This is a genomic window from Parasphingopyxis sp. (assembly GCF_052168295.1).
In the GTDB taxonomy this organism is placed as follows: domain Bacteria; phylum Pseudomonadota; class Alphaproteobacteria; order Sphingomonadales; family Sphingomonadaceae; genus Parasphingopyxis.
On sequence record NZ_JBQLZN010000089.1, the window covers coordinates 157,414 to 177,381 of the forward strand.

Below are 19,968 nucleotides of genomic sequence, written 5' to 3' on the forward strand. Positions count from 1 at the left end.
CGAGCCTCCGAGTTACTGGAGGCTCGACATCCTATGCATATTCAAACACGCGGCTACAGCGCGTCGGTCGCTGTTAAGTCGCTATTTCTAATTGCGATCGGCTCATTCCTTACGAGATCGCGGGCTTCATTGATCAGCTCTCGTTCTCGCGTCTTTTTCGGCAGGGGCTCGATCTCGGGGCGCATGGCCTCAAGCGCTGCCCTGACCTCGGAATTGCTTTGTGTGAATCCGAATTGCCGGAAGTAGTCCACACATACTGCGAACACGTGATCGAAGCTCTTTTTCGGACCCGGTCGTGCCTTCGCCCTCGAGTTCGGCTTAGGCAGAGCGCGCATGTCAGCTCGGGCGAAATAAATGTCCTGATCCTCAAGCTCGACGAAGCCAGCATCAGCATCATTAGTTGGAGACAGATACATGTTGGTGATACGAGGGGTGGCTGTGGCCCCATAACGGACCCGCAAACCTGGCATATCGATCACTATTCCAAGCTGCTCATTGTCGATCATACTGATCATAATGGACCGTGCCCGACACGCTCGCTTCCACGCGTCTAAACCAACCAACGACCGCCTCCCGGGAAGGGTTGCGGCTGCCTCATCGCCCGTCCATTCATCAGGAAATTGACATTCGCCTATATGCTCAAAGGCTTCACGCAAAGGGACAAGGTTGCTGTGATAGTGCATAGACTACCTCCATCGTTTAGCAGAATGTCCCTCCGATCCCCCTAATAACATGAACCGCTAAAAAGCGCAGCGAATTTCGTTGAATTATCGATCAAAACCCTTCGCTTCTATTTCGGCGAGAACATGCGCCCAGGCTTCAAGCGCAGCACGCTTTTCGGGTTCGTAATGATAGCGGTTATAGACGCCTGCAATGCCACCCAGGCTCCCTGAAATATGGTTCAACACCTTTTCGGCGACTTGCAGTTGAATTCCCGCCTCAGCCATCTTCGAAGACGCCGTGCGCCGCAAATCGTGAAGGCGCCAGCCGGACGTTTCCGAAATCTCATATATGCGGCGATGCATCTTCGTGATGCCGCTGATAGGAGATCGCCGGGTAGTAGTGAAAGCGAAATCGCAATCGGAAAACTGCAAAACATTGTCGAAGATTTTGATAGCGAAGTCGCTTAGCGGCACATTGTGCGCCTTGCCATTCTTCGACCGCTCGGCCGGTATCTCCCAAGTCCGTTTCTCGAAATTGATTTCAGACCAACGCATGTTGGCAACCTCGCTCCTGCGTTGTGCAGTCGCCAGTAGCATGAGCGTATAGGGCCCGAACGGGTAAGGCATGTCACGACAGGCCGCGATGACGCGAGCAAGTTCGTCGTCGGTCAGTATGCGATCTCGTGATTTTTCACGCGCAGGTGCCCGGATGCCGGTCAAGGGGTTGGCGTCGATCATACCCCTCTCAACGAACCAGTTGAACAGTTTGCGCGCGTTGGAGACAATCCTGTTCGCCTGATACTTCGCGCCGCGCGCCATAGCAGCATCGGACGCTACCAAAATGTCCGCGCGGGTCATCTTCGCAATTTCGCGTTCCCCAAAACGGCTGACCAGCTCGCGGGTGAGAACCCGTTCGGACTCGCGCCAGCTTTTGTTGCGGGGCTTCGCATATTGCTCAACGAAAGCTTCAACGCCTTCCCGAAGAGTCAGATCATCGCGACCTCTCGACTGCTGCGGGTCGATACCATCGACAACATCTCGAAGGATCGAGATTGCTTCGTTCCGCGCTTTGGCAAGCGACGTTATGGGAAAAGTGCCGAGTGCGGGACGGCGTTGATCGATGCCGTACCGATACGCGACGAAGAACGTCTTTCGCCCCTTGGGTGTGACGCGAAGACCGAAGCCGGGGCAATAGGTGTCCCGCACCTCATACCGCTTCGCTTTGGGTTTAAGCGCTTCTATCGTCTTGTTCGTAAGAGGTTTTCGCATGTGCCATCTCGAATGATGGCAACCTAATAATCATGCATTTGGCCAAATCTCAAAGAAATTCCCAGAATGCGGAGAGCCTGAAACGGCAAAGTGCAATCTGAAACGATCTGCAACGGAACCAAGCTCGATAGCGGGGATCGAAATTCGTCAGACATGGTGGGATTTTCCCTGACGCATCAATGGTCGAGCGATATGTTGGGACAAACCCGCCGGTCCTTTAGACCGAAGCCCGGATCGATCAGTAGCACCAGATGCCGCGCAACATTTTCTGGAAAGTCGGTTTCAATAAATTTCATGATGCCCGCGGGGCATCCGCGGGGAATCAGGCGACCTTGTTTATTCGCACCGGCCTGAAAGAGCCTGAAACGATCTGCAAAGCCAAAGATTTTTACGACCAGCAATTTGTGGACGATCTCGGTCAATCGGAAGCGATCCAGCGAGATTTCCAGCCGCGCTTTTAATCAGTAGGTCGCTGGTTCGAACCCAGCAGGGCTCACCACCTTTTCAAACATGTTCGCGAGTTGCGTCAGCGCCGATGCGTGAAGCCGGGGCGCTTATAGTCTTGCACGGGTTTATAGCGCGACGCGACGGAGAATTTCGGCTTGACCTGGACGATATCGCCGGTCGGCACATAGAGCTGATCGAGATCGATGGGATCGGCGAATTCCATGCCGAAGGATTTACCGCTGGTCCAGACGATCCGGCCGGGCACCGATCCAATGCCTTTCAACGTAACTGTCACGCGCTGGCCGGGATCGAGCGTCATCTCGCTGACGCCGCCAAGGCCTTTTTCGGACAGGTTGCGAATGCGCGCGTCGCCGCTGCCGCCAGCATCGTCGCGAAGCGCGGTTTTGGTGAGCAAAGACGTGCGCTTTGCCCGGTCTTCTTGGCCCCCCTGAGATGCGCTTTGCATATCCAATCCTTACGGCGGAAAATCTTAGCGATTTCAGGAATTTCCGGAGATAGCCCAAGAAGGTAAAGAAAATGGAAAGGTCGCGAAAAGTCGTATTTTGCCAGCCGGTTACCGCTTTCTCAAAATCACGGACAGATTATTGGCGGGCATATCGACAATTTCTTCTACGAAGATCCCGCAATGCATGGTCGCCGCCTCTATATCGCCAACACTGCGTAATCCCCATTCCGGATTGCGCGACTTGAGACTGCGGTCGAAATCCAAGTTGCTGGGTGCGGTTTCGCGTCCGGGTACATGAAACGGGCCGTAGAGATAAAGCGGGGCACCGGTCGAGAGCAGCTGTGCCGCCCCGCGCAACAAACCCTCCGTTGCCGTCCAGGGGCTGATATGGATCATGTTGATGCACAGGATCGCGTCGGCAGTCCTAACGGGCCAGTCGTCGGCCGCAGCATCGAGATCGATAGCCGCATAGACATTGGTCAGTTGCGCATCCGATACCCAGGCGTCGACGGACGCCCGGCTCGCCGGATCGGGATCGCTCGGTTGCCATTCCAGCCTGGGGAAGCGTTTCGCGAAATAGACGATATGCTCGCCCGACCCGCTTGCGACCTCGAGCACCCGGCCTTCAGCCGGCAATATGCGTTCGAGAATTGCCGCTATGGCGTCGCGATTACGCAACGTCGCCGGCGCGTGCCGTTTCGCGTCGGTTCGGCCGCCGTCATCTATCGACATTCTTTCGGTCCAGGCTCATCGGCATGAGAAACATGTTCAGCGGACTTCGCGCCCAAGACTATTCCGCGGCTTCGGCATGCTCCGGTTCGGTCCACACCAGTATAGGCTTCCGCGCCGCCGCGGTCTCGTCGAGACGTCGTCGCGGCGCGTGATAGGGCGCGCCGTGCATCGTCTCGTCCCCGGCCTTGGCCCGTTCGACGACCGAACGCAGCGCCCCGATGAACTGATCGAGCGCCTCTTTCGATTCCGTCTCCGTCGGTTCGACCAGCATCGCGCCATGGACGACCAGAGGGAAATACATCGTCATCGGATGATAGCCCTCGTCGATCAGCGCCTTGGCGAGATCGAGCGTCGTGAAGCCCTCGGCAAAGCCTTTGTCCGAGAACAGCGCCTCATGCATGCACGGACCGCTTGCCGCGAAGGGCGCATCGAGCACGTCTTCGAGACTGCGCAGCAAATAGTTGGCGTTGAGCACGGCGTCCTCGGCCACCTGTTTCAGCCCGTCCGCGCCATGACTCATCATGTAGGCAAGCGCGCGCGTGAACATGCCCATCTGGCCATGAAAGGCGACCATGCGGCCGAAGCTCGATTCGTGATGGTCCTCGGCCGTTTCCTCCTCGATCAGGACATAATGATCGCCCTGCTTCTCGACGAACGGCAGCGGGGCGTACGGCGCCAGCGCCTCTGAGAAGACGACTGGTCCGGAGCCCGGCCCGCCCCCGCCATGCGGCGTCGAGAAGGTTTTGTGCAGATTGATGTGCATGGCATCGATGCCAAGGTCGCCAGGCCGGACGCGCCCAACGATCGCGTTGAAATTCGCGCCATCGCAATAAACAAGGCCGCCAGCTTCATGCACGGCGTCCGAAATGCGCTTCATATCCGGTTCGAACAGGCCGCAGGTATTCGGGTTGGTGATCATGACACCCGCAACGTCCGGACCCAACCGCTCTTCGAGCGCCGCCAGATCGACGCGGCCCTCGGGGGTCGCCGGGATGTCTTCGACCCGGTAGCCGGCAAAGGCAGCGGTCGCCGGATTCGTACCGTGCGCGCTTTCCGGCACCAAGATGACTTCGCGGGCATCGCCGCGCGCTTCGAGCGCCGAGCGGATCGCGAGAATCCCGCACAGCTCCCCATGCGCGCCCGCCTTGGGGCTCATCGCGACGGCCGGCATGCCGGTGAGCTTGCACAGCCACTCGCCGAGTTCGTGAATGACTTCCAGTGCGCCCTGCACCGAATCGACCGGCTGGAGCGGATGGATATCGGCAAAGCCTTTCATCCGCGCCACGCGTTCGTTCAATCGCGGATTATGCTTCATCGTGCACGAGCCGAGCGGAAAGAGGCCCAGATCGATGGCATAGTTCATCCGCGAAAGGCGGGTGTAATGCCGCACGGTTTCGGGTTCGGACAGTCCGACCAAGCCGATCGGCTGATTACGGTCCAGACCGCCTAACCGGCTATCGGCCTCCGGGACGTCCTCGAAATCGACCCCGGTTTCTTCCGCCGCGCCGATCTCGAAGATCAGCGGTTCTTCCAGCATCAATGCGCGATTGCCGGTGAAGGTTTCGGCTGCACCTTCTGTTATGTGCGGCTGCGTCGGGCGGCCCTGATTGTTCATGCTCATGCCGGCACCTCCTCGCGCGCGGACGCCAGTGCGGCTTCAAGCGCCTCCGCCAGCGTCTCGATATCCTCGTCGCTCGTCGTTTCGGTGACGGCAACGACGAGGCCGTGCGCCAGAGCTTCCTCGTCCGGATACATCCGGTTCAAAGCCACGCCCGCCAAGATCCGCTGATCGGCCAGCGTACGAACGATCCGCCGTGCCCGCTCCGGGAGCGTTACCGTGAACTCGTTGAAGAACGCGTCGTTGATCACGTCTACGCCGGGGATTTCGGCCAGACGATCCGCCGCGCGCACCGCTTTCGCGTGATTGATTGCCGCGAGTTTTCGCAAACCCGCCTCGCCGAGCAATGTCATGTGAATTGAAAAGGCCAGAGCACAAAGCCCTGAATTCGTACAAATATTGGACGTCGCCTTTTCGCGCCGGATATGCTGCTCACGGGTCGACAGCGTCAGCACATAGCCGCGCTTGCCTTCGGCATCGACGGTTTCCCCGCACAGCCGGCCCGGCATCTGGCGCACATATTTCTGGTTGCAGCCGAACAGCCCGACATAGGGCCCGCCAAAGTTCAGGCCGACGCCGATCGACTGCCCCTCGCCAACAACGATATCCGCGCCCATCTCACCCGGAGGCGTGAGCGCGCCCAGCGCAACCGGTTCGGTGACGACCGCAATCAACAACACCTTGTGCGCATGCGCCTTGTCGGCAAGCGCGCTCATATCGGCGATCCGGCCGAGAATGTCGGGATATTGCACGACGACGCAGCTCGTGTCGTCGTCGATCTGGTCGAGCAAGCCGTCCGTATCGCCCTGCGCCACGAGCTCCGGTGCGGAATGCACGATCTGGTCCCGCGTGAAACGCGCCATGGTCTTAGCCACGGACACATAATGCGGATGCAAGCCGGACGAGAGAATCGCCTTGCCCCGCTTGGTGATCCGCCGCGCCATGACGATCGCCTCCCAACATGCGGTCGAGCCGTCATACATGGAGGCGTTGGCGACATCGGTCCCGAACAGGCGCGCGACCTGCGTCTGGAACTCGAACAGCATCTGCAGCGTGCCCTGCGCGATTTCCGGCTGGTAGGGCGTATAGGCGGTCAGGAATTCGCCGCGCTGAATCAGATGATCGACGCTCGCCGGGACATGATGGCGATAGGCGCCGCAGCCCAGGAAGAAGGGCATGTCGGCGGCCGCGCTATTCTTCCGTGCCATCTTCCGGAAGGCCGCATCGACGGCCATTTCCGATGCATGATTGGGCAGATCGCGGATTGGCCCGTCGAGCCGCGCTTCCTCCGGTACGTCGGCGAACAGCGCATCGATATCCGGCGCGCCGATCTTGGCCAGCATCGCGGCCCGGTCAGAAGGTTCGAGGGGAAGATATCGCATGTCTATTCTCCGTCGCGGACAGCGGTCCGCGCTTACAGGCTGTCTACGAACGCCTTGTAGGCCGTCGCGTCCATCAGCCCTTCGAGCTCGCTCGCGTCCGACAGGGTCATCCGGAAGAACCAGCCTTCTTCTTCGGGCGAGCTATTCACCAGTGCCGGTTCGTCGGCGAGCGCGTCATTGCCTTCGCTCACCTCGCCGGAAACCGGCGCATAGACGTCGCTGGCGGCCTTGACCGATTCGACTACCGCCGCTTCGCCGCCCTTCTCCAGCATTGTGCCGCTTTCCGGCACTTCGACGAACACGATGTCGCCGAGCTGTTCCTGCGCATAATCGGTGATACCGATCGTCGCATGGTCGCCATCGACGTCGATCCATTCATGCTCTTCGGTGAAATATCGGGCCATCGCGGTCTCCCCTAGCTTTTTGGCGGTCTGTGATAGTTTTGCGGAACGAACGGCATCGGCGTCACCGTGCCGGAAAACGGCTTGCCGCGCTGCTGCAGCGCGATCTGCGTGCCGGGCGCGGCAAGGCTGGCGGGCACATAGGCCATGGCGATCGGCTGTTGCAGCGTCGGCGAGAAGCCGCCGCTCGTCACCTGCCCGATCTCCGCGCCGCTATCGTCGACGACGATCGCGCCCTCCCGCACCGGCTGGCGGCCCTCGACAACGAGGCCCACGCGCAGGCGATCCGCCTTATCCGGATACTGGGCGAGCACCCGCTCGGCGCCGGCGAAATCGGCTGTTTCCCGACGCTTCTTGCTCAGCGCGAAATTGAGGCCGGCTTCGACGGCGAGCGTTTCCGGGGTGAGATCGTGCCCGTAGAGCGGCAACCCAGCCTCAAGCCGCAAGCTGTCGCGCGCGCCAAGGCCGATCGGCTTGACCGCGTCGAGTGCGACCAATGCATCGGCCAGCGCTTCGATATGCTCGCCGGGCACGCTGATCTCGAACCCGTCTTCGCCGGTATAGCCGGAGCGGCTGACCCCGAGCGGGACATCGCCCCAGAGGAAAGGCGCCCCTTGCATGAAATAGAGGCCGTCCGGCTTCATTTCGGTATCCTGCGCACCGCGGATATCGATCTGCGACAGCGCTTCCGCCGCCTTAGGCCCCTGTAGGGCAAGCAGCCCCTCGCCTTCGAGATGCCTGAGTTCGACCGCGTCCGACAGGTTTGCCTGCAGATAGGCGATGTCGTCATGTTTCGTCGCGCCGTTGACGACCAGATACAGATGCTCGTCCGCATTGGTCACCATCAGATCGTCGAGGATCCCACCGTCCGGCGCCAGCAGCAAAGTGTAGCGCATCCGCCCGGGCTTCAGCGCCGAAATATCGCCCGGCACGACGGCTTCGAGCGCTTCGGCCGCACCCTCCCCGATCAGCTGCAGCTGTCCCATATGGCTGACGTCGAACAGACCGGCGGCCTCGCGCGTCCACAGATGCTCGGCCATGATCCCTTCATACTGGATCGGCATTTCATAGCCGGCGAAGCCGACCATGCGCGCGCCCTGGGCCCTGTGCCAGCTATCGAGAGGAAGTTTCGCGTCGTCGCCCATATATACTCCGTGACCAGAACGGCCGGACCGCGCCGACCTGCCCCCTCTGTCACGGAAGCCTGAGAGCTTTCACCATGTACCTAGGTGCACGGCTTACCCCTTCGGCGGGACATGGATTGCACCATGGCCACTTTCCAGAGCACCGATTGGCTGCGCGGTCCTTTAGCCTGAGAGATTCCGGGGCGGTTGCTCCTTCGGCGGTGCGGCAGGCGCACCCTCTCCCGCGCGGCCATCCGCCGGTTTCCCGGCAGCGGCGGTGCAGCGAAGATTGGCGCGCGCGCGAAGCAGAGTCAACGGGTAACACGGCGAAGCCGGTGGCGGATGGGCCGAAATCAGCGCGCGGCGAGCTTTTCCGCCTTCGCACGCCAGCTTTCGGCTAACACCGATAATGTGGCCAGCGCCTTCACCGCAGCCGGATCCTCCTTGGCATCGCCGGCGACCAAGAGTCCGAAAACGCGTTCGACATTCCATTCCGGGTGCGGGCGCTCAAGCAATTCGAGGCTGTCGCCTGCGGCAACGGCACCGGGCTCAAGAACCCGGTAATACCAGCCGGTCCGGCGATGCTTGACCATCAGCGCGAGCAGCTCCGGCCAGTCCATAACATGCGCCTGTTTCCAGCACGGTTGCCGGCCCTGGCAGAGCTCCACGAGAGCGGTTCCCAGCCGATAGCGATCACCGATACAGGCTTCACCCTCGACAAGACCCGATGTCGATATGTTCTCGCCGAACGCCCCCGGCTTCTCCAGCTTCGGATGCATGAAATGCAGCGATTCCCAGAAGGCATAATGATCGCGCGGATAATGGTGGATCGCCTTTTCGGGGCCGCCATGGACGCGCAGATCCGCCTGCTCGTCGCCGATCAGGCCGAGCACGCCGATTTCCACCGGCCCGGCTTCGGCCTCTTTGCGGATGGCGCTGAGTTCCTCGCCGCGAAGCGGCTGCGCGCGGCCCGTGAGAACGGCTTCGACCGTGTAGGCCGCCATCGCCGTCAGCGCGTCGCGTTATATTCGAGTTGGTCAGGCTCTAGCTGAAATCCGATCAGCAGTTCATAGGTTATGTTATTGACGGCCGTGCGCACCGCAGGATCGGCCATCGGATCTAGCGCGGCATCGGCATCGCCCGGACGACGGCGGCGGGTGAGCCGCTCCTCGATATCGGGCGGCAGGGTCAGCGCCGCACGGGACACGCGGGCCGTGGCCTGGCCGCTGGTCGTGGTGCGATACTGGCCGTCGGCGAAAGTCAGACCGACACGACCGATTTCCTTCGACACGATCTGCCCGTTTCCGCGCAGCACGGTGGCAAAATAGGGAAGCACTATCTGCCGTTCGCCGCGCGGGTTGGTACGCCGCGCGTGCACCTCGAAGCTTGCAATCGTCTCGACGGAGTCGGCCGCATCGCCGCAGGTGCTGCGAATATTGGTAATAACGGCCGTCGCATCGATGGCGCTCGCCTCGCGGCTGGAGCGCGGATCGAACAGGGTGATTTCATTGGTGTGGACGGGCGTTGCGACCGCCGGGCAGGCCGTTCTGTTCACGAGCAGCCCGATCCCCGACTCGCCCGCGGTAATCACATCGCGGCGTCCGCAGGACACCAGAACTAGCCCGATAGCGGCGGCAAGAGCGATATTTCCATATTTCCGCACAAACGAAATCCTTACTCAAATATCCGCGCCGATGCACAGCGCGCGAAAACGCGGGCTCCCTCATAGGAAGCGGCTTCCGTCGCTGCAAGCAATCGCGTAAGACGATCCGCATGAATGACAGCAAAACGCCTTTGACGCTCCTGATCGCCGCGCCGCGCGGCTTTTGCGCAGGCGTCGATCGCGCCATCCGCATCGTCGAGCTCGCGATCGAGAAATATGGCGCGCCGGTCTATGTCCGGCACGAGATCGTCCACAACCGCTATGTCGTCGATGCACTGAAGGAACAGGGCGCAATCTTCGTCGAGGAGCTGGACGAGGTGCCGGACGGCGTGCCGGTCGTCTTCTCCGCGCACGGCGTGCCGAAGGCGGTCCCTGCAAAAGCCGAAGAGCGCGGCCTTGAATATCTGGACGCCACCTGCCCGCTGGTCTCGAAAGTCCATCGGCAGGCCGAACGGCTCGTCGAGAAAGGCCAGCACATCCTCTTTATCGGCCATCGCGATCATCCCGAAGTCGTCGGGACGTTCGGACAGGTCCCGGCCGGCGCCATGACGCTGATCGAAACCCATGAAGACGCGGAAAATGTCGAAGTGGACGATCCCGACAATCTGGGCTTCCTGACGCAGACGACGCTTTCGGTCGACGATACGGCGGATATGATCGAAGTACTGCAGCGCCGCTTTCCCAACATCAACGCGCCGCGCAGCGAGGACATCTGCTATGCGACGTCGAACCGGCAGGAAGCGGTGAAGGCCATCGCTTCGAATTGCGACGCCATGTTCGTGATCGGGGCGCCGAACAGCTCCAATTCTCTTCGGCTGGTAGAAGTGGCGGAGCGTCAGGGCACGCGCGCATGCCTGATCCAGCGCGCGACGGAAATCGATTTCGACTGGCTGGACGGCGTGGCGACGCTCGGCATTACGGCCGGCGCCTCCGCCCCCGAAATCCTCGTCCGCGAGGTCGTCGATACGCTCGCCGAACGTTACGATATCGCAGAACGCGAAGTGGAAACTACGCGCGAGAAGATGCTTTTCAAATTGCCACGCGGCCTCGAAGCCGCCTGATCTCGCATGGCGGTCTATACCCATGTGTCCGCCGAGCGGATCGCGCGGCTGCTCGAACGCTATGATGTCGGGACCCTCGTATCGGCGAAGGGCATCGCGGAAGGCGTCGAGAACAGCAACTATCTCATTGAGACTAGCAAAGACCGTTTCATCCTGACGCTTTATGAAAAGCGGGTCGATGCGAGCGATCTGCCCTTCTTCCTGGATGTGCTCGATCATCTCGCGGAACACGGCCAGCCTGTCCCGCCCGCCATTGCCGACCGGCAGGGAGAGAAGATTCAGACGGTCGAGGGCAAGCCGGCCTGTCTCATCGCTTTCCTGCCCGGTGTCTCGCTCGGCGAACCGAATGCCGATCAGGCACGCGCGACCGGCACGGCCCTAGGCAAACTGCATGTGGCGCTGGCCGGTTTTGAGGATGAGCGCCCCAACCCGCTTTCGCTGCATGGCTGGCAGGAATTGGCGGAGCAATGCGGCCCCGCGCTGGATGATATTCAGGCCGGGTTGCGCGCGACCGTTGGAGAGGAATTGGCTTTTCTCGAAGCCAACTGGCCTGATGCCCTGCCCCGCTCGGCCATCCACGCCGATCTGTTTCCGGACAATGTGTTGATGCTCGGTGACAGGGTCACCGGCATCATCGACTTCTATTTCGCCTGCACCGATATCCGCGCCTACGATCTCGCCGTCACCCACGCCGCCTGGTGTTTCGACGACGATGGCGGCGGCTTCGATACCGATCGTTCCCAAGCGCTTCTGTCCGGATATGACGCCGAACAGGCGTTGAGCGATGCCGAGCGGGCGGCGCTGCCGGTCCTCGCGCGCGGCGCGTCTCTGCGTTTCCTGCTGACCCGGGCCTGGGACTGGCTCAATACGCCGGCGGACGCGCTCGTCACCCGCAAGAATCCGCTCGCCTTTCTCCGCCGGCTTGAATTCTATCGGTCGACGGGGAGCGAGGTATTCGCCGCATGAGCCTGGTCGAGATTTTCACTGACGGCGCCTGCAAGGGCAATCCGGGGCCGGGCGGCTGGGGCGCCGTCATCCGCTATGGCGAGCACGAAAAGGAGCTGTCCGGCGCCGAGCCGGAGACGACCAACAACCGCATGGAATTGATCGCCGCGATCCGCGCGCTCGAAGCGCTCAAGCGGCCGAGCCGCGTAAAGCTGACCACCGACAGCAATTATGTGAAAGACGGGATCACCAAATGGATCCATGGCTGGCTGCGCAATAATTGGCGCACGGCAGCCAAGAAGCCGGTAAAGAATGCCGATCTATGGCAGGAACTGCTCGCCGCCATAGAGCCGCACGATATCGAATGGACCTGGGTCAGGGGCCATACCGGCCATCCCGACAATGAACGCGCGGATCGGCTCGCCAGCGACGCCGCCGAGGCGATCGCGGCGGGATTCTGATTGTCAGACCTTCGGCTTCGCCTCAGGCGCGGCAGATTCTTTTTGTCAGAATTTCGCTAACGCGAAATCGCGGCACCGGCCCTCTCCCCCTCCCGACCTCCCATTCATTGTACCCTGTGGGAGGTCGGGAGGGGGAGAGGGCCGGTGCCGCGCTCGACCGACAGGTCGGGTCTGACAAAAGCTTCAGCTGTTATCTTCGATCGGGGCGTCGGGACCCTTGGTCTGGATCGACTTGATCGCATTCTTGGCGCTCGATTTGCTGGAATAGCCTTCGGTCGAGAACATCACTTCCGAATTATATTTGAAGCGAACGCGAAACTCGCCTTTTTTGTCTTTCCAGATTTCGAATTTATGCGCCATCAGGGCCTCCCGATTATGTATTGGGCCAATGGCATTAAGCGAAAGCGGCTCGGACGCCTAGGGCGAAAGCCTTTAAACTGTAACAATCGGATCAGGAAAAGCGATCTGGCGCGTAGACCGCCGCATCGACACCCGCGAGCGATGCGGGCATCGCCTCTTCGAGAATCAGTGCGCGTGACAGCCTGGCAGCGGCGGGCGCTGTCTGAATGCCAAAGCCGCCCTGCCCCGCGCACCAGAAGAAATCGGGCGACGCGGGGTCGAAACCGTAGACGGGCAAGCGATCCGGCGAGAAGCTTCTGAGCCCCGCCCATTTCCGCTCGACCGCGAGAACCTTCCAGTCGACAGCCTTTTCGAAACGGTCGATGGCGAGCGCGATATCCATTTCTTCCACGGCAACGTCGCCAGCCGGTGCCGGCGTCTCGTCGTGCGGACTTAGCCAGATACGACCGCCGGCCTCGCCTTTGAAATAAAAGCGCCCCTCAATGTCGATTACCAGCGGAAGATCGGCGGGCGCGGCAGGGTCGGTTCGCAACTGCACGACCGTGCGGCGAAACGGCGCGATGCCGATCGGTTCGACACTGGCCAATGCGGCAACCTCATCCGCCCATGCGCCGGCGGCGTTGATGAGAATGCGGGCCTCTATCGTTTCGTTTCCTGCACGTAACCGCCAACCATCGCCGACACGCTCGATTTCGGTCACGGGGGCTAAGCAGCGCAAGTCGGCACCGGCCCGTTTCGCGGCGCGGAGATAGGCCTGATGCAAACCGGCGACATCGATATCCGCACAGCTCGGCTCGAGAACGGCACGGTTCCAGCCGTCGCGCAATCCGGGACAATGACCGGCGAGCGCCGCGGCCGATAACGGTTCAAGCACCACGTCGCTTTTCGCGAAATCGGCGAGAAAGGCTTCGAGCATCGATGCGCCGGTCGCCTCTGCGATATGCAGCGCGCCGCGACGGTCGAGAAAGGAACGGTCAGCGAAGTCGGGCGGCGGCGCGGCGAGAAAATCGTGCGAAGCGCTGGTCAGTGGCTGCACCGCAGGTCCGCCATAGGTTTCCGACCAGAAGGCCGCCGACCGGCCGGTCGCGTGATATCCCGGCATCTCTTCCGCTTCGAGCATGACGACCGATCCCGCGGGCGCGAGTTCCGCCGCAAGGCTCGCGCCGGCCATGCCGGCGCCGACAATCGCGAAATCGAATGTCATGCGGCCTGCGTCGCCCGCTCATCGAGAAACCGCATGACCTCCGCCATGAATTCGTCGCGCATATCGTCTCGCTCGCGAAGCACCTCATGCGCGGCGTGATCGTGCATGAACAATTTGGCGTTTGGCAGCCGGCGCGCCGCTTCCTTGATGGCATTGGCATCGACGAGCCGATCCTTGAGCGCTGCGACGATCAGGACGGGGGTTGTGACCTTTTCGAACGTATCGGGCGCAAACATGGCCGCGGACGATGCATAGGCGGAGACCAGCCATTGCCAGCTCGGCGGGCCGATCTTGAGTTCGGGCTTGCGCTTCAACCACCAATCCTCGTCCGAGTAGCGCTCGAAATCATGGGTCAGCAATTTCTGCCGCGAACTGCCGGGCAATGAAGGCCGTTCATTTTCCTGCCAGGCATGCTGGTCCGCAAAACCGAACCGCGCGAACTGGCGCGCGATAAAGGCGGCAAGGCGCTTCGGCAGCGGTTGGGACACGACACGGAGCATCGGCGCGCTGAGAATGGCGCCATCGAGTCCGGGCCGGTGATCGATCAGGTACCGCATGGCAAGATGCCCGCCCATGGAATGCCCTGCGAGAATGTGCGGCCCGGGCATTTCGGCCCGCCAGCCGCGCACAAATTCCGCGAGGTCTTCGATCCAGGGATCGAAACTGGCGATATGGCCAACCGTCGGATCTGTCAGGAAGCGGCCAGAACCGGACTGTCCCCGCCAGTCGAAGCCGGTGAGATTCCAGCCTGCCCGATGCCATTCGTGAAGGGTCTCCAGATATTTTTCGAAGATATCGCCGCGGCCAGTCTGGAATATGATGCTGCCGCATGATTTTCGGGGTTCCGGCACGTTCCACGTCCATCGCCTGTGATCCCAGCCATCGGGCGCATGCCAGCGGTCGAGGACCATGGCTTCGGGATAGGCGCGGCGGTCTACGTGGTTTTTTTTCATAGTTGCTGGTTACGGTTTAGAAAGCAGTAAGCCTTAGTGCCATCCCCCATGACAGGGGCAGCACCACTTTTTTCGGTAGTATTGCTGGTGCCTGCGCTGCTCTACGCGGCGTATGGCGACTGGCTGCGCCGCGACATTCCGAACAAGCTGAATGCGGCTATCGCGCTCACAGCGCCGCTCTACTGGTGGGCCGCGGGTTTTGCGCTGTGGCCCGAAATCGCAATCATCGTCGGGCTGGCGCTCGCACTATTCATTCTTTTTACGGGCGCCTTCGCGATCGGCGCCATGGGCGGGGGCGACGTCAAGATGATCGGCGCGCTCGCGCTGTGGATGACGCCGATGCAACTCCCGATAATGCTGGTCGTCATGGCAATTGCCGGTGGCATCCTGACCACAGTGATGCTGATTTACCACCGCCTCCGAAAAAAGCCCGAGAAACCCGAGGTTCCTTACGGGATCGCAATCGCCATCGGCGGTCTTTGGGTGGTGCTGAACGAGATTTTAACCATTGGGGCCGTAACGATCTGATCGGCCAAGAAAGCCTGACAGGAGGCAAAGACCGTCATGGATGCACGTAAAGTCATTTTGCTCGTAGGTGCGCTGCTGGTCGCAGCGGTTACCGCCTTTATGGCGCGCAGCATGTTCGCGGACGGCAGTGCGCCGACCGCGGTTGCTGCCGAAGCCGAGCCCCAGGGGCCGATGGTGCTGGTCGCGACACGCGCGCTTCCCGTCGGCACTATCATCAACCAGGACAGCTTCCGCTTCCAGCCCTGGCCGGAAGAGTTGATCGAAGGCAGCTATTTCATTCGCGACGAATCCAATATCGACGAACTGCTCGGTACGGTCGTGCGTACCGAAATCACCGCCGGTCAGCCGATCACGCAGGGTTCGCTCGTGCGCCCCGGCGATCGTGGCTTCCTTGCCGCGGCGCTCGGCCCGGGCATGCGCGCCGTAACGGTGCCGGTCTCGGTACAGAGCGGTGTTGCCGGTTTCGTGTTTCCGGGCGACCGCGTCGACCTTGTCCTGACCCAGGAAGTCGAAGGCGGCGGTGACGGACCCGCGCTTCATGCGTCGGAGACCATCATTCGCAATCTGCGCATTCTCGCGACCGACCAGCGCACCGAAACCGAGACGACTGAAGACGGGGATACCCGCGTTCAGGTGTCGAACACCGTCACCGTCGAGGTGACGCCGCGCATCGCGGAAAAGATCGCGGTTGCTCAGACCATGGGCTCGCTCTCGCTCTCGCTGCGCTCGATCGCCGACAACACAGCCGAACTCGAACGCGCCATCGCTGCCGGCGAGATCGAAATGCCTGACGGCGACGATCCCGATGCCGAACGCCGGATGCTGATCGAAGTCGCGCAGCGGCCAGTCGACACCGACACGACCTATGTGACGGGCGGCGACGTTTCGCGCTTCCAGCGCCGCACGGTGCCGGCCCAGAGCCAGGACAATGATGGCCCGGGCAGCACGGCCGCGCAGATGGCGGCTGCCATGCTCGCCGCTGCTACTGGCAATCCGATCCCGGGTGCCCAGTCGAGCGCACGCCCCGAAGGTCCTTCGGTGCGCGTCGCCCGCGGCAACTCTGTCACGCACGTACCTGTTGGGGGTAACTAAGATGACCATTCTACGCAAAACCCGCCTTACGGCCGTCGCTGCCGCCGCAGTTTCGGCGATCGCACTCGGCCTCGGCGCGCCCGCTGCCGATCCGGTACAGGCACAGGTTGACGCCCGGCCCCAGCCGACGAGCAGCCTGACGCTCTCTGTCGGCCGCGGCCAGCTGGTCAATCTTCCGCGCTCCATGACGGACCTGTTCGTCGCCAACGACGATATCGCGGATGTCCAGGTGCGCTCCTCGCGTGCGCTCTACGTGTTCGGCAAGGCCGCTGGCGAGACCACGGTCTATGCAACCGACGCAGCCGGCAATGTGGTTTATTCGACGACCGTGCGCGTTGGCCAGAATCTCAACAGCGTCTCCTCGATGCTGGACCTGGCGATGCCCGAAGCATCGATCGTCGCCACACCGATGAATGGTCTTGTACTGCTGACCGGTACCGTTGCGTCGCCGAGCGACGTGCAGGAAGCCCAGTCCCTGGTCCAGGCCTTTGTCGGCGAGGGCACGCAGGTGGTTTCCCGCCTGCGCACCGCAACGCCGCTGCAGGTCAATCTGCAGGTCCGCATCGCCGAGGTCAGCCGCTCGGTTGTCCGCGATATCGGCGCCAACCTGTTGACGCGTGACACTACGGGCGGTTTCCAGTTCGGTATCGGCCGCGGCAATCCGGGCACGATCGGCAATGCCGATCTCTCCGGTTTCCCGCTTGTCGACGCAAGCGCGCTGTACGGACTTCCGCCGGGATCAATCGATCTGCCGTTCAATCCGGCTACGGGTCAGTTCATCACATCGCCGGGCACGGCCAACACGTTCAACCTGCCGCAGGATGGACGGACCGCGCTCGCCGCCGCGGGCCGGCTTTTCGGACTCGATATTCTGGGCCGTCTCGATCTCGCGGAAACCGAAGGCCTGGTGACCACGCTCGCCGAGCCGAACCTGACGGCGCTTTCGGGCGAGACCGCAAGCTTCCTCGCTGGCGGCGAGTTCCCGATCCCGCTCTCTCAGGGTCTGGGTTCGGTCTCGATCGAATATAAGCAGTTCGGCGTCAGCCTGGCTTTTACGCCGGTCGTTCTGGACAATGGCCGCATTTCGATGCGCGTGCGTCCGGAAGTCTCCGAGCTCTCGGACAATGGCGCGATCCAGCTCAACGGCTTCACCGTTCCGGCTCTGACGACGCGCCGGGCGGAAACGACCGTCGAACTCGGCTCCGGCCAGAGCTTCATGATCGCCGGCTTGCTCCAGAACAGCCATAACAGCAATGTCGACCGCACACCCGGGCTCGGCGATGTGCCGATCCTCGGTACGCTGTTCCGCTCCAATCGCTGGCGGCGTGCGGAAACCGAACTGGTGATCGTCGTGACGCCCTATCTGGTGCAGCCGGTATCGGCCAATCAGATTGCGTTGCCGACCGATGGCTATCGCTCGCCCAGCGATCTCGAGCGTGTGTTCCTGGGCCGGACTTTCAGCGGCGAGACGGGCGCGACCCGTCCGGGGCCGACGATGGCACCGCCGACGACCGTACAACCGGGCCTCGAGAATGGAGCGGTCAGCCAGGCGCCGGCGCCGCAGCAAAATGCCGCCAGCGCCCAGCCGGCACGCTCAGCGGCACCGGGCTTTTCGTTCACCGACTAGTTTCAGCGTTTCTTGGAGAAGATTATCATGCGCATTCTTGCCACTTCCGCCCTTCTCGCCATAGCCGGCACGCTGTCTGCCTGTGCGGGTGGTCCGGTGAACCAGGGTCTCACGCCGATCAACCAGCCTGTCGTCAGCCGCGCTGACTACGTTTTCGACGTCAATGCCGGCGGCGATACGCTGTCCTATAGCGAACAGGCGCGCATCGCCGACTGGTTCGAAACGATCGAACTCGGTTATGGCGACCGCGTTTCCATCGACGACCCCAGCCCGTACGGCAACGCCGGACGGCGCCAGGCTGTCGCGGAGATCGCCGGCCGTTACGGATTGCTTCTCGCCGATCGGGCGCCGGTTACCGCCGGTCAGATCGCGCCGGGCCAGATGCGTGTCGTCGTAAGCCGCATGCATGCCGAGGTGCCGAACTGCCCGAACTGGGATCGCGACTCGCTTTGGAATTACGCGGGTTCGACGGGTTCGAACTATGGCTGTTCGACCAACGGTAATCTCGCCGCGATGGTGGCCAATCCCGAAGATCTGGTTCGTGGCCAGCGCGGCGACGGCACGATCGATCCGCGTACGACCTCGCGGGCCATTGACAGCTATCGCGACGCCACACCGACAGGCGCCGGTAACGGCTTGCAGCAAGAAGCTACGACGACAGGAGGCAATTGATGAACGCACCTTTTAACCCAGGTTCGGCCTCAATGCGCGATCCGTTCCAGGCCTATGTCTGCGACGACGAAACCGCCGAGCTTATGAAGCCGATTGCTTCGGAACTTGGCTGGGCACAGGAAAAGGTCGCCAAGGGCGGGCTTAGCAACGCAGTCCAGTCGCTCTCGGTATCGGCAAGCCCGAACATCCTGTTCGTCGACCTGTCCGAAAGCAGCGATCCGCTGAACGATATCAATGGGCTCGCCGAAGTCTGCGAGCCCGGTACGATCGTTATCGCGGCCGGCCAGGTCAACGACGTACGGTTGTATCGCGATCTGTTGTCGAGCGGAATTCAGGACTATCTGCTGAAGCCGTTCAACGCCGATCAGCTCCGCGATGCGCTAACGCAGGCGCAGATGGTGCTAGCCGGACCGCGCAATGCGGATGGCGAGGAACAGGATCGGCCGCACGTGATGACCGCCTTTATCGGCACGCGTGGTGGCGTCGGCGCTTCGACGCTTGCGAGTTCGATCGCCTGGCTGACGAGCGAGCAGCAAGGCCGGCTGACGGCACTGCTCGATCTGGACATCCATTTCGGTACCGATGCGCTGGCGCTCGACCTCGAGCCCGGCCGCGGGCTGATCGACGCGATCGAAAATCCGAGCCGCATCGACGGCCTGTTCATCGAACGCGCCATGGTCAAGGCGAACGAGAAGCTCGCCGTCCTCTCCGCGGAGGCCCCGATCAACCAGCCGATGCTGACTGACGGTAGTGCCTATTACCAGCTCGAAGAAGAGATCCGCAGCGCCTTTGAAATCTCGGTGATCGACATTCCGCGCCAGACGCTGATCCAGTATCCGCATCTGCTCAACGACGTAAACCGCGCCGTGATCGTGACCGAGCTGACACTCGCTGCGACGCGCGATACGATCCGGCTGCTGTCCTGGTTCAAATCGAACGCGCCACAGGCGCAGGTGATACTGGTCGCGAACCGCGTACCGGCCGGCAACATGCTCGAAATCTCAAAGAAGGATTTCGAAACGTCGGTCGAACGCAAGATCGATCTGGTCATTCCGTTCGATCAGAAGATCGCGGTCCAGGCGGCCAAGCTTGGCAAGACGCTTGCCGAAGCGTCGGGGTCCAGCAAGGTCGGCTCGGGGCTGCGGCAGCTTGCCGATCGCATAGTCAGCCTCGACGGCGAGCAGAGCGACGAAACCGACGACGGCGGTTCGCTGATGGACAAGCTCGGCGGACTCAAGTCGCTGATCTCCAAGAAATCGGGGAAAAAGGAAACGGCGGACGCGTAAAGCCGGCGGCCCGAT

Annotated in this window: 22 protein-coding genes and 1 riboswitch; of the genes, 9 read left to right on the forward strand and 13 right to left on the reverse strand. The window is 61.8% G+C overall.

The window, feature by feature from the left end:
- Positions 1-53: 53 nt before the first annotated feature.
- Both ACTS1Z_RS15050 and ACTS1Z_RS15055 read right to left on the reverse strand, forming a co-directional pair.
- Positions 54-506, reverse strand: coding sequence for a hypothetical protein (locus ACTS1Z_RS15050; protein WP_442625284.1), 453 nt, complete (start codon positions 504-506; stop codon positions 54-56).
- Between the two features lie 261 nt (positions 507-767).
- The gene (locus ACTS1Z_RS15055) at positions 768-1,931 is read right to left on the reverse strand and encodes a tyrosine-type recombinase/integrase (protein WP_442625285.1); all 1,164 of its coding nucleotides are present in this window, start codon (positions 1,929-1,931) and stop codon (positions 768-770) included.
- Between the two features lie 251 nt (positions 1,932-2,182).
- Here ACTS1Z_RS15055 and ACTS1Z_RS15060 point away from each other — a divergent pair, with 251 nt between their 5' ends.
- The gene (locus tag ACTS1Z_RS15060) at positions 2,183-2,392 is read left to right on the forward strand and encodes a hypothetical protein (protein WP_442625286.1); all 210 of its coding nucleotides are present in this window, start codon (positions 2,183-2,185) and stop codon (positions 2,390-2,392) included.
- A 65-nt stretch (positions 2,393-2,457) separates the two neighbouring features.
- On the opposite strand, the gene ACTS1Z_RS15065 is transcribed toward ACTS1Z_RS15060, so the two are convergent.
- The 8 genes from ACTS1Z_RS15065 to ACTS1Z_RS15100 form a co-directional block, all read right to left on the reverse strand.
- Entirely contained in the window at positions 2,458-2,793 is a 336-nt protein-coding gene (locus ACTS1Z_RS15065; protein ID WP_442625287.1) for a PilZ domain-containing protein, read from the reverse strand.
- A gap of 159 nt (positions 2,794-2,952) precedes the next feature.
- Positions 2,953-3,576, reverse strand: coding sequence for a DUF938 domain-containing protein (locus tag ACTS1Z_RS15070; protein WP_442625288.1), 624 nt, complete (start codon positions 3,574-3,576; stop codon positions 2,953-2,955).
- A 58-nt stretch (positions 3,577-3,634) separates the two neighbouring features.
- A complete protein-coding gene (gene gcvPB / locus ACTS1Z_RS15075; RefSeq protein WP_442625289.1) occupies positions 3,635-5,197 on the reverse strand; it encodes an aminomethyl-transferring glycine dehydrogenase subunit GcvPB in 1,563 nt (520 codons plus the stop codon).
- Positions 5,194-6,576, reverse strand: coding sequence for an aminomethyl-transferring glycine dehydrogenase subunit GcvPA (gene gcvPA, locus ACTS1Z_RS15080; RefSeq protein ID WP_442625290.1), 1,383 nt, complete (start codon positions 6,574-6,576; stop codon positions 5,194-5,196). The genes gcvPB and gcvPA overlap by 4 nt, the downstream gene beginning before the upstream one ends.
- Before the next feature lie 32 nt (positions 6,577-6,608).
- Positions 6,609-6,980 carry a glycine cleavage system protein GcvH gene (gene gcvH, locus ACTS1Z_RS15085; protein WP_442625291.1) on the reverse strand — a complete coding sequence of 124 codons (372 nt, stop codon included), beginning with the start codon at positions 6,978-6,980 and terminating at the stop codon, positions 6,609-6,611.
- 11 nt (positions 6,981-6,991) lie between these two features.
- A complete protein-coding gene (gene gcvT, locus ACTS1Z_RS15090; protein WP_442625292.1) occupies positions 6,992-8,122 on the reverse strand; it encodes a glycine cleavage system aminomethyltransferase GcvT in 1,131 nt (376 codons plus the stop codon).
- A gap of 145 nt (positions 8,123-8,267) precedes the next feature.
- Positions 8,268-8,356: riboswitch (glycine riboswitch) on the reverse strand.
- A 98-nt stretch (positions 8,357-8,454) separates the two neighbouring features.
- On the reverse strand, positions 8,455-9,105 hold the full coding sequence (locus ACTS1Z_RS15095) for an MOSC domain-containing protein (RefSeq protein ID WP_442625293.1): 651 nt from the start codon (positions 9,103-9,105) through the stop codon (positions 8,455-8,457).
- A 5-nt stretch (positions 9,106-9,110) separates the two neighbouring features.
- Positions 9,111-9,764 (reverse strand): hypothetical protein, encoded by a 654-nt coding sequence (locus tag ACTS1Z_RS15100; protein WP_442625294.1) that lies wholly within the window; start codon positions 9,762-9,764, stop codon positions 9,111-9,113.
- Between the two features lie 110 nt (positions 9,765-9,874).
- Here ACTS1Z_RS15100 and ispH point away from each other — a divergent pair, with 110 nt between their 5' ends.
- From ispH to rnhA, 3 genes are read left to right on the forward strand one after another with little or no spacing between them, the layout of a single operon-like run.
- Complete coding sequence (ispH, locus tag ACTS1Z_RS15105; protein WP_442625295.1) at positions 9,875-10,825, forward strand: 4-hydroxy-3-methylbut-2-enyl diphosphate reductase; 951 nt, start codon at positions 9,875-9,877, stop codon at positions 10,823-10,825.
- Positions 10,826-10,831: 6 nt separating this feature from the next.
- Positions 10,832-11,791: a homoserine kinase gene (thrB, locus tag ACTS1Z_RS15110; RefSeq protein WP_442625296.1), complete on the forward strand. Its 960-nt coding sequence runs from the start codon at positions 10,832-10,834 to the stop codon at positions 11,789-11,791.
- On the forward strand, positions 11,788-12,231 hold the full coding sequence (gene rnhA / locus ACTS1Z_RS15115) for a ribonuclease HI (protein WP_442625297.1): 444 nt from the start codon (positions 11,788-11,790) through the stop codon (positions 12,229-12,231). The genes thrB and rnhA overlap by 4 nt, the downstream gene beginning before the upstream one ends.
- A gap of 183 nt (positions 12,232-12,414) precedes the next feature.
- Here rnhA and ACTS1Z_RS15120 read toward each other — a convergent pair whose 3' ends face one another.
- The 3 genes from ACTS1Z_RS15120 to ACTS1Z_RS15130 form a co-directional block, all read right to left on the reverse strand.
- Positions 12,415-12,591: a YegP family protein gene (locus ACTS1Z_RS15120; protein ID WP_442625298.1), complete on the reverse strand. Its 177-nt coding sequence runs from the start codon at positions 12,589-12,591 to the stop codon at positions 12,415-12,417.
- A 91-nt stretch (positions 12,592-12,682) separates the two neighbouring features.
- Complete coding sequence (locus tag ACTS1Z_RS15125) at positions 12,683-13,795, reverse strand: NAD(P)/FAD-dependent oxidoreductase (protein WP_442625299.1); 1,113 nt, start codon at positions 13,793-13,795, stop codon at positions 12,683-12,685.
- Positions 13,792-14,748 (reverse strand): alpha/beta fold hydrolase, encoded by a 957-nt coding sequence (locus tag ACTS1Z_RS15130; protein ID WP_442625300.1) that lies wholly within the window; start codon positions 14,746-14,748, stop codon positions 13,792-13,794. The genes ACTS1Z_RS15125 and ACTS1Z_RS15130 overlap by 4 nt, the downstream gene beginning before the upstream one ends.
- A 48-nt stretch (positions 14,749-14,796) precedes the next feature.
- On the opposite strand from ACTS1Z_RS15130, the gene ACTS1Z_RS15135 reads away from it, so the two are divergent.
- The 5 genes from ACTS1Z_RS15135 to ACTS1Z_RS15155 are packed head-to-tail and all read left to right on the forward strand — an operon-like array spanning position 14,797 to position 19,953.
- Entirely contained in the window at positions 14,797-15,276 is a 480-nt protein-coding gene (locus tag ACTS1Z_RS15135) for an A24 family peptidase (protein WP_442625301.1), read from the forward strand.
- A gap of 36 nt (positions 15,277-15,312) precedes the next feature.
- Entirely contained in the window at positions 15,313-16,368 is a 1,056-nt protein-coding gene (gene cpaB, locus ACTS1Z_RS15140; RefSeq protein WP_442625302.1) for a Flp pilus assembly protein CpaB, read from the forward strand.
- Position 16,369: 1 nt separating this feature from the next.
- Positions 16,370-17,995, forward strand: a complete 1,626-nt coding sequence (locus ACTS1Z_RS15145; RefSeq protein WP_442625303.1) for a type II and III secretion system protein family protein — start codon at positions 16,370-16,372, stop codon at positions 17,993-17,995.
- 27 nt (positions 17,996-18,022) lie between these two features.
- A complete protein-coding gene (locus ACTS1Z_RS15150; RefSeq protein ID WP_442625304.1) occupies positions 18,023-18,667 on the forward strand; it encodes a CpaD family pilus assembly protein in 645 nt (214 codons plus the stop codon).
- A complete protein-coding gene (locus tag ACTS1Z_RS15155) occupies positions 18,667-19,953 on the forward strand; it encodes a pilus assembly protein CpaE (RefSeq protein ID WP_442625305.1) in 1,287 nt (428 codons plus the stop codon). The genes ACTS1Z_RS15150 and ACTS1Z_RS15155 overlap by 1 nt, the downstream gene beginning before the upstream one ends.
- Positions 19,954-19,968 lie beyond the last annotated feature (15 nt).

What these genes read in the sequence shown, in the direction of transcription:
- ACTS1Z_RS15070 (WP_442625288.1), bottom strand. Translation starts at nt 3,576, where the DNA reads ATGTCGATAGATGACGGCGGCCGAACCGACGCGAAACGGCACGCGCCG.
- ACTS1Z_RS15145 (WP_442625303.1), top strand. Translation starts at nt 16,370, where the DNA reads ATGACCATTCTACGCAAAACCCGCCTTACGGCCGTCGCTGCCGCCGCA.
- gcvH (WP_442625291.1), bottom strand. Translation starts at nt 6,980, where the DNA reads ATGGCCCGATATTTCACCGAAGAGCATGAATGGATCGACGTCGATGGC.
- gcvT (WP_442625292.1), bottom strand. Translation starts at nt 8,122, where the DNA reads ATGGGCGACGACGCGAAACTTCCTCTCGATAGCTGGCACAGGGCCCAG.
- ACTS1Z_RS15095 (WP_442625293.1), bottom strand. Translation starts at nt 9,105, where the DNA reads ATGGCGGCCTACACGGTCGAAGCCGTTCTCACGGGCCGCGCGCAGCCG.
- ACTS1Z_RS15120 (WP_442625298.1), bottom strand. Translation starts at nt 12,591, where the DNA reads ATGGCGCATAAATTCGAAATCTGGAAAGACAAAAAAGGCGAGTTTCGC.
- gcvPB (WP_442625289.1), bottom strand. Translation starts at nt 5,197, where the DNA reads ATGAGCATGAACAATCAGGGCCGCCCGACGCAGCCGCACATAACAGAA.
- thrB (WP_442625296.1), top strand. Translation starts at nt 10,832, where the DNA reads ATGGCGGTCTATACCCATGTGTCCGCCGAGCGGATCGCGCGGCTGCTC.
- ACTS1Z_RS15135 (WP_442625301.1), top strand. Translation starts at nt 14,797, where the DNA reads ATGACAGGGGCAGCACCACTTTTTTCGGTAGTATTGCTGGTGCCTGCG.
- ACTS1Z_RS15125 (WP_442625299.1), bottom strand. Translation starts at nt 13,795, where the DNA reads ATGACATTCGATTTCGCGATTGTCGGCGCCGGCATGGCCGGCGCGAGC.
- ACTS1Z_RS15130 (WP_442625300.1), bottom strand. Translation starts at nt 14,748, where the DNA reads ATGAAAAAAAACCACGTAGACCGCCGCGCCTATCCCGAAGCCATGGTC.
- ACTS1Z_RS15050 (WP_442625284.1), bottom strand. Translation starts at nt 506, where the DNA reads ATGATCGACAATGAGCAGCTTGGAATAGTGATCGATATGCCAGGTTTG.
- cpaB (WP_442625302.1), top strand. Translation starts at nt 15,313, where the DNA reads ATGGATGCACGTAAAGTCATTTTGCTCGTAGGTGCGCTGCTGGTCGCA.
- ACTS1Z_RS15060 (WP_442625286.1), top strand. Translation starts at nt 2,183, where the DNA reads ATGCCGCGCAACATTTTCTGGAAAGTCGGTTTCAATAAATTTCATGAT.
- rnhA (WP_442625297.1), top strand. Translation starts at nt 11,788, where the DNA reads ATGAGCCTGGTCGAGATTTTCACTGACGGCGCCTGCAAGGGCAATCCG.
- ispH (WP_442625295.1), top strand. Translation starts at nt 9,875, where the DNA reads ATGAATGACAGCAAAACGCCTTTGACGCTCCTGATCGCCGCGCCGCGC.
- gcvPA (WP_442625290.1), bottom strand. Translation starts at nt 6,576, where the DNA reads ATGCGATATCTTCCCCTCGAACCTTCTGACCGGGCCGCGATGCTGGCC.
- ACTS1Z_RS15150 (WP_442625304.1), top strand. Translation starts at nt 18,023, where the DNA reads ATGCGCATTCTTGCCACTTCCGCCCTTCTCGCCATAGCCGGCACGCTG.
- ACTS1Z_RS15055 (WP_442625285.1), bottom strand. Translation starts at nt 1,931, where the DNA reads ATGCGAAAACCTCTTACGAACAAGACGATAGAAGCGCTTAAACCCAAA.
- ACTS1Z_RS15155 (WP_442625305.1), top strand. Translation starts at nt 18,667, where the DNA reads ATGAACGCACCTTTTAACCCAGGTTCGGCCTCAATGCGCGATCCGTTC.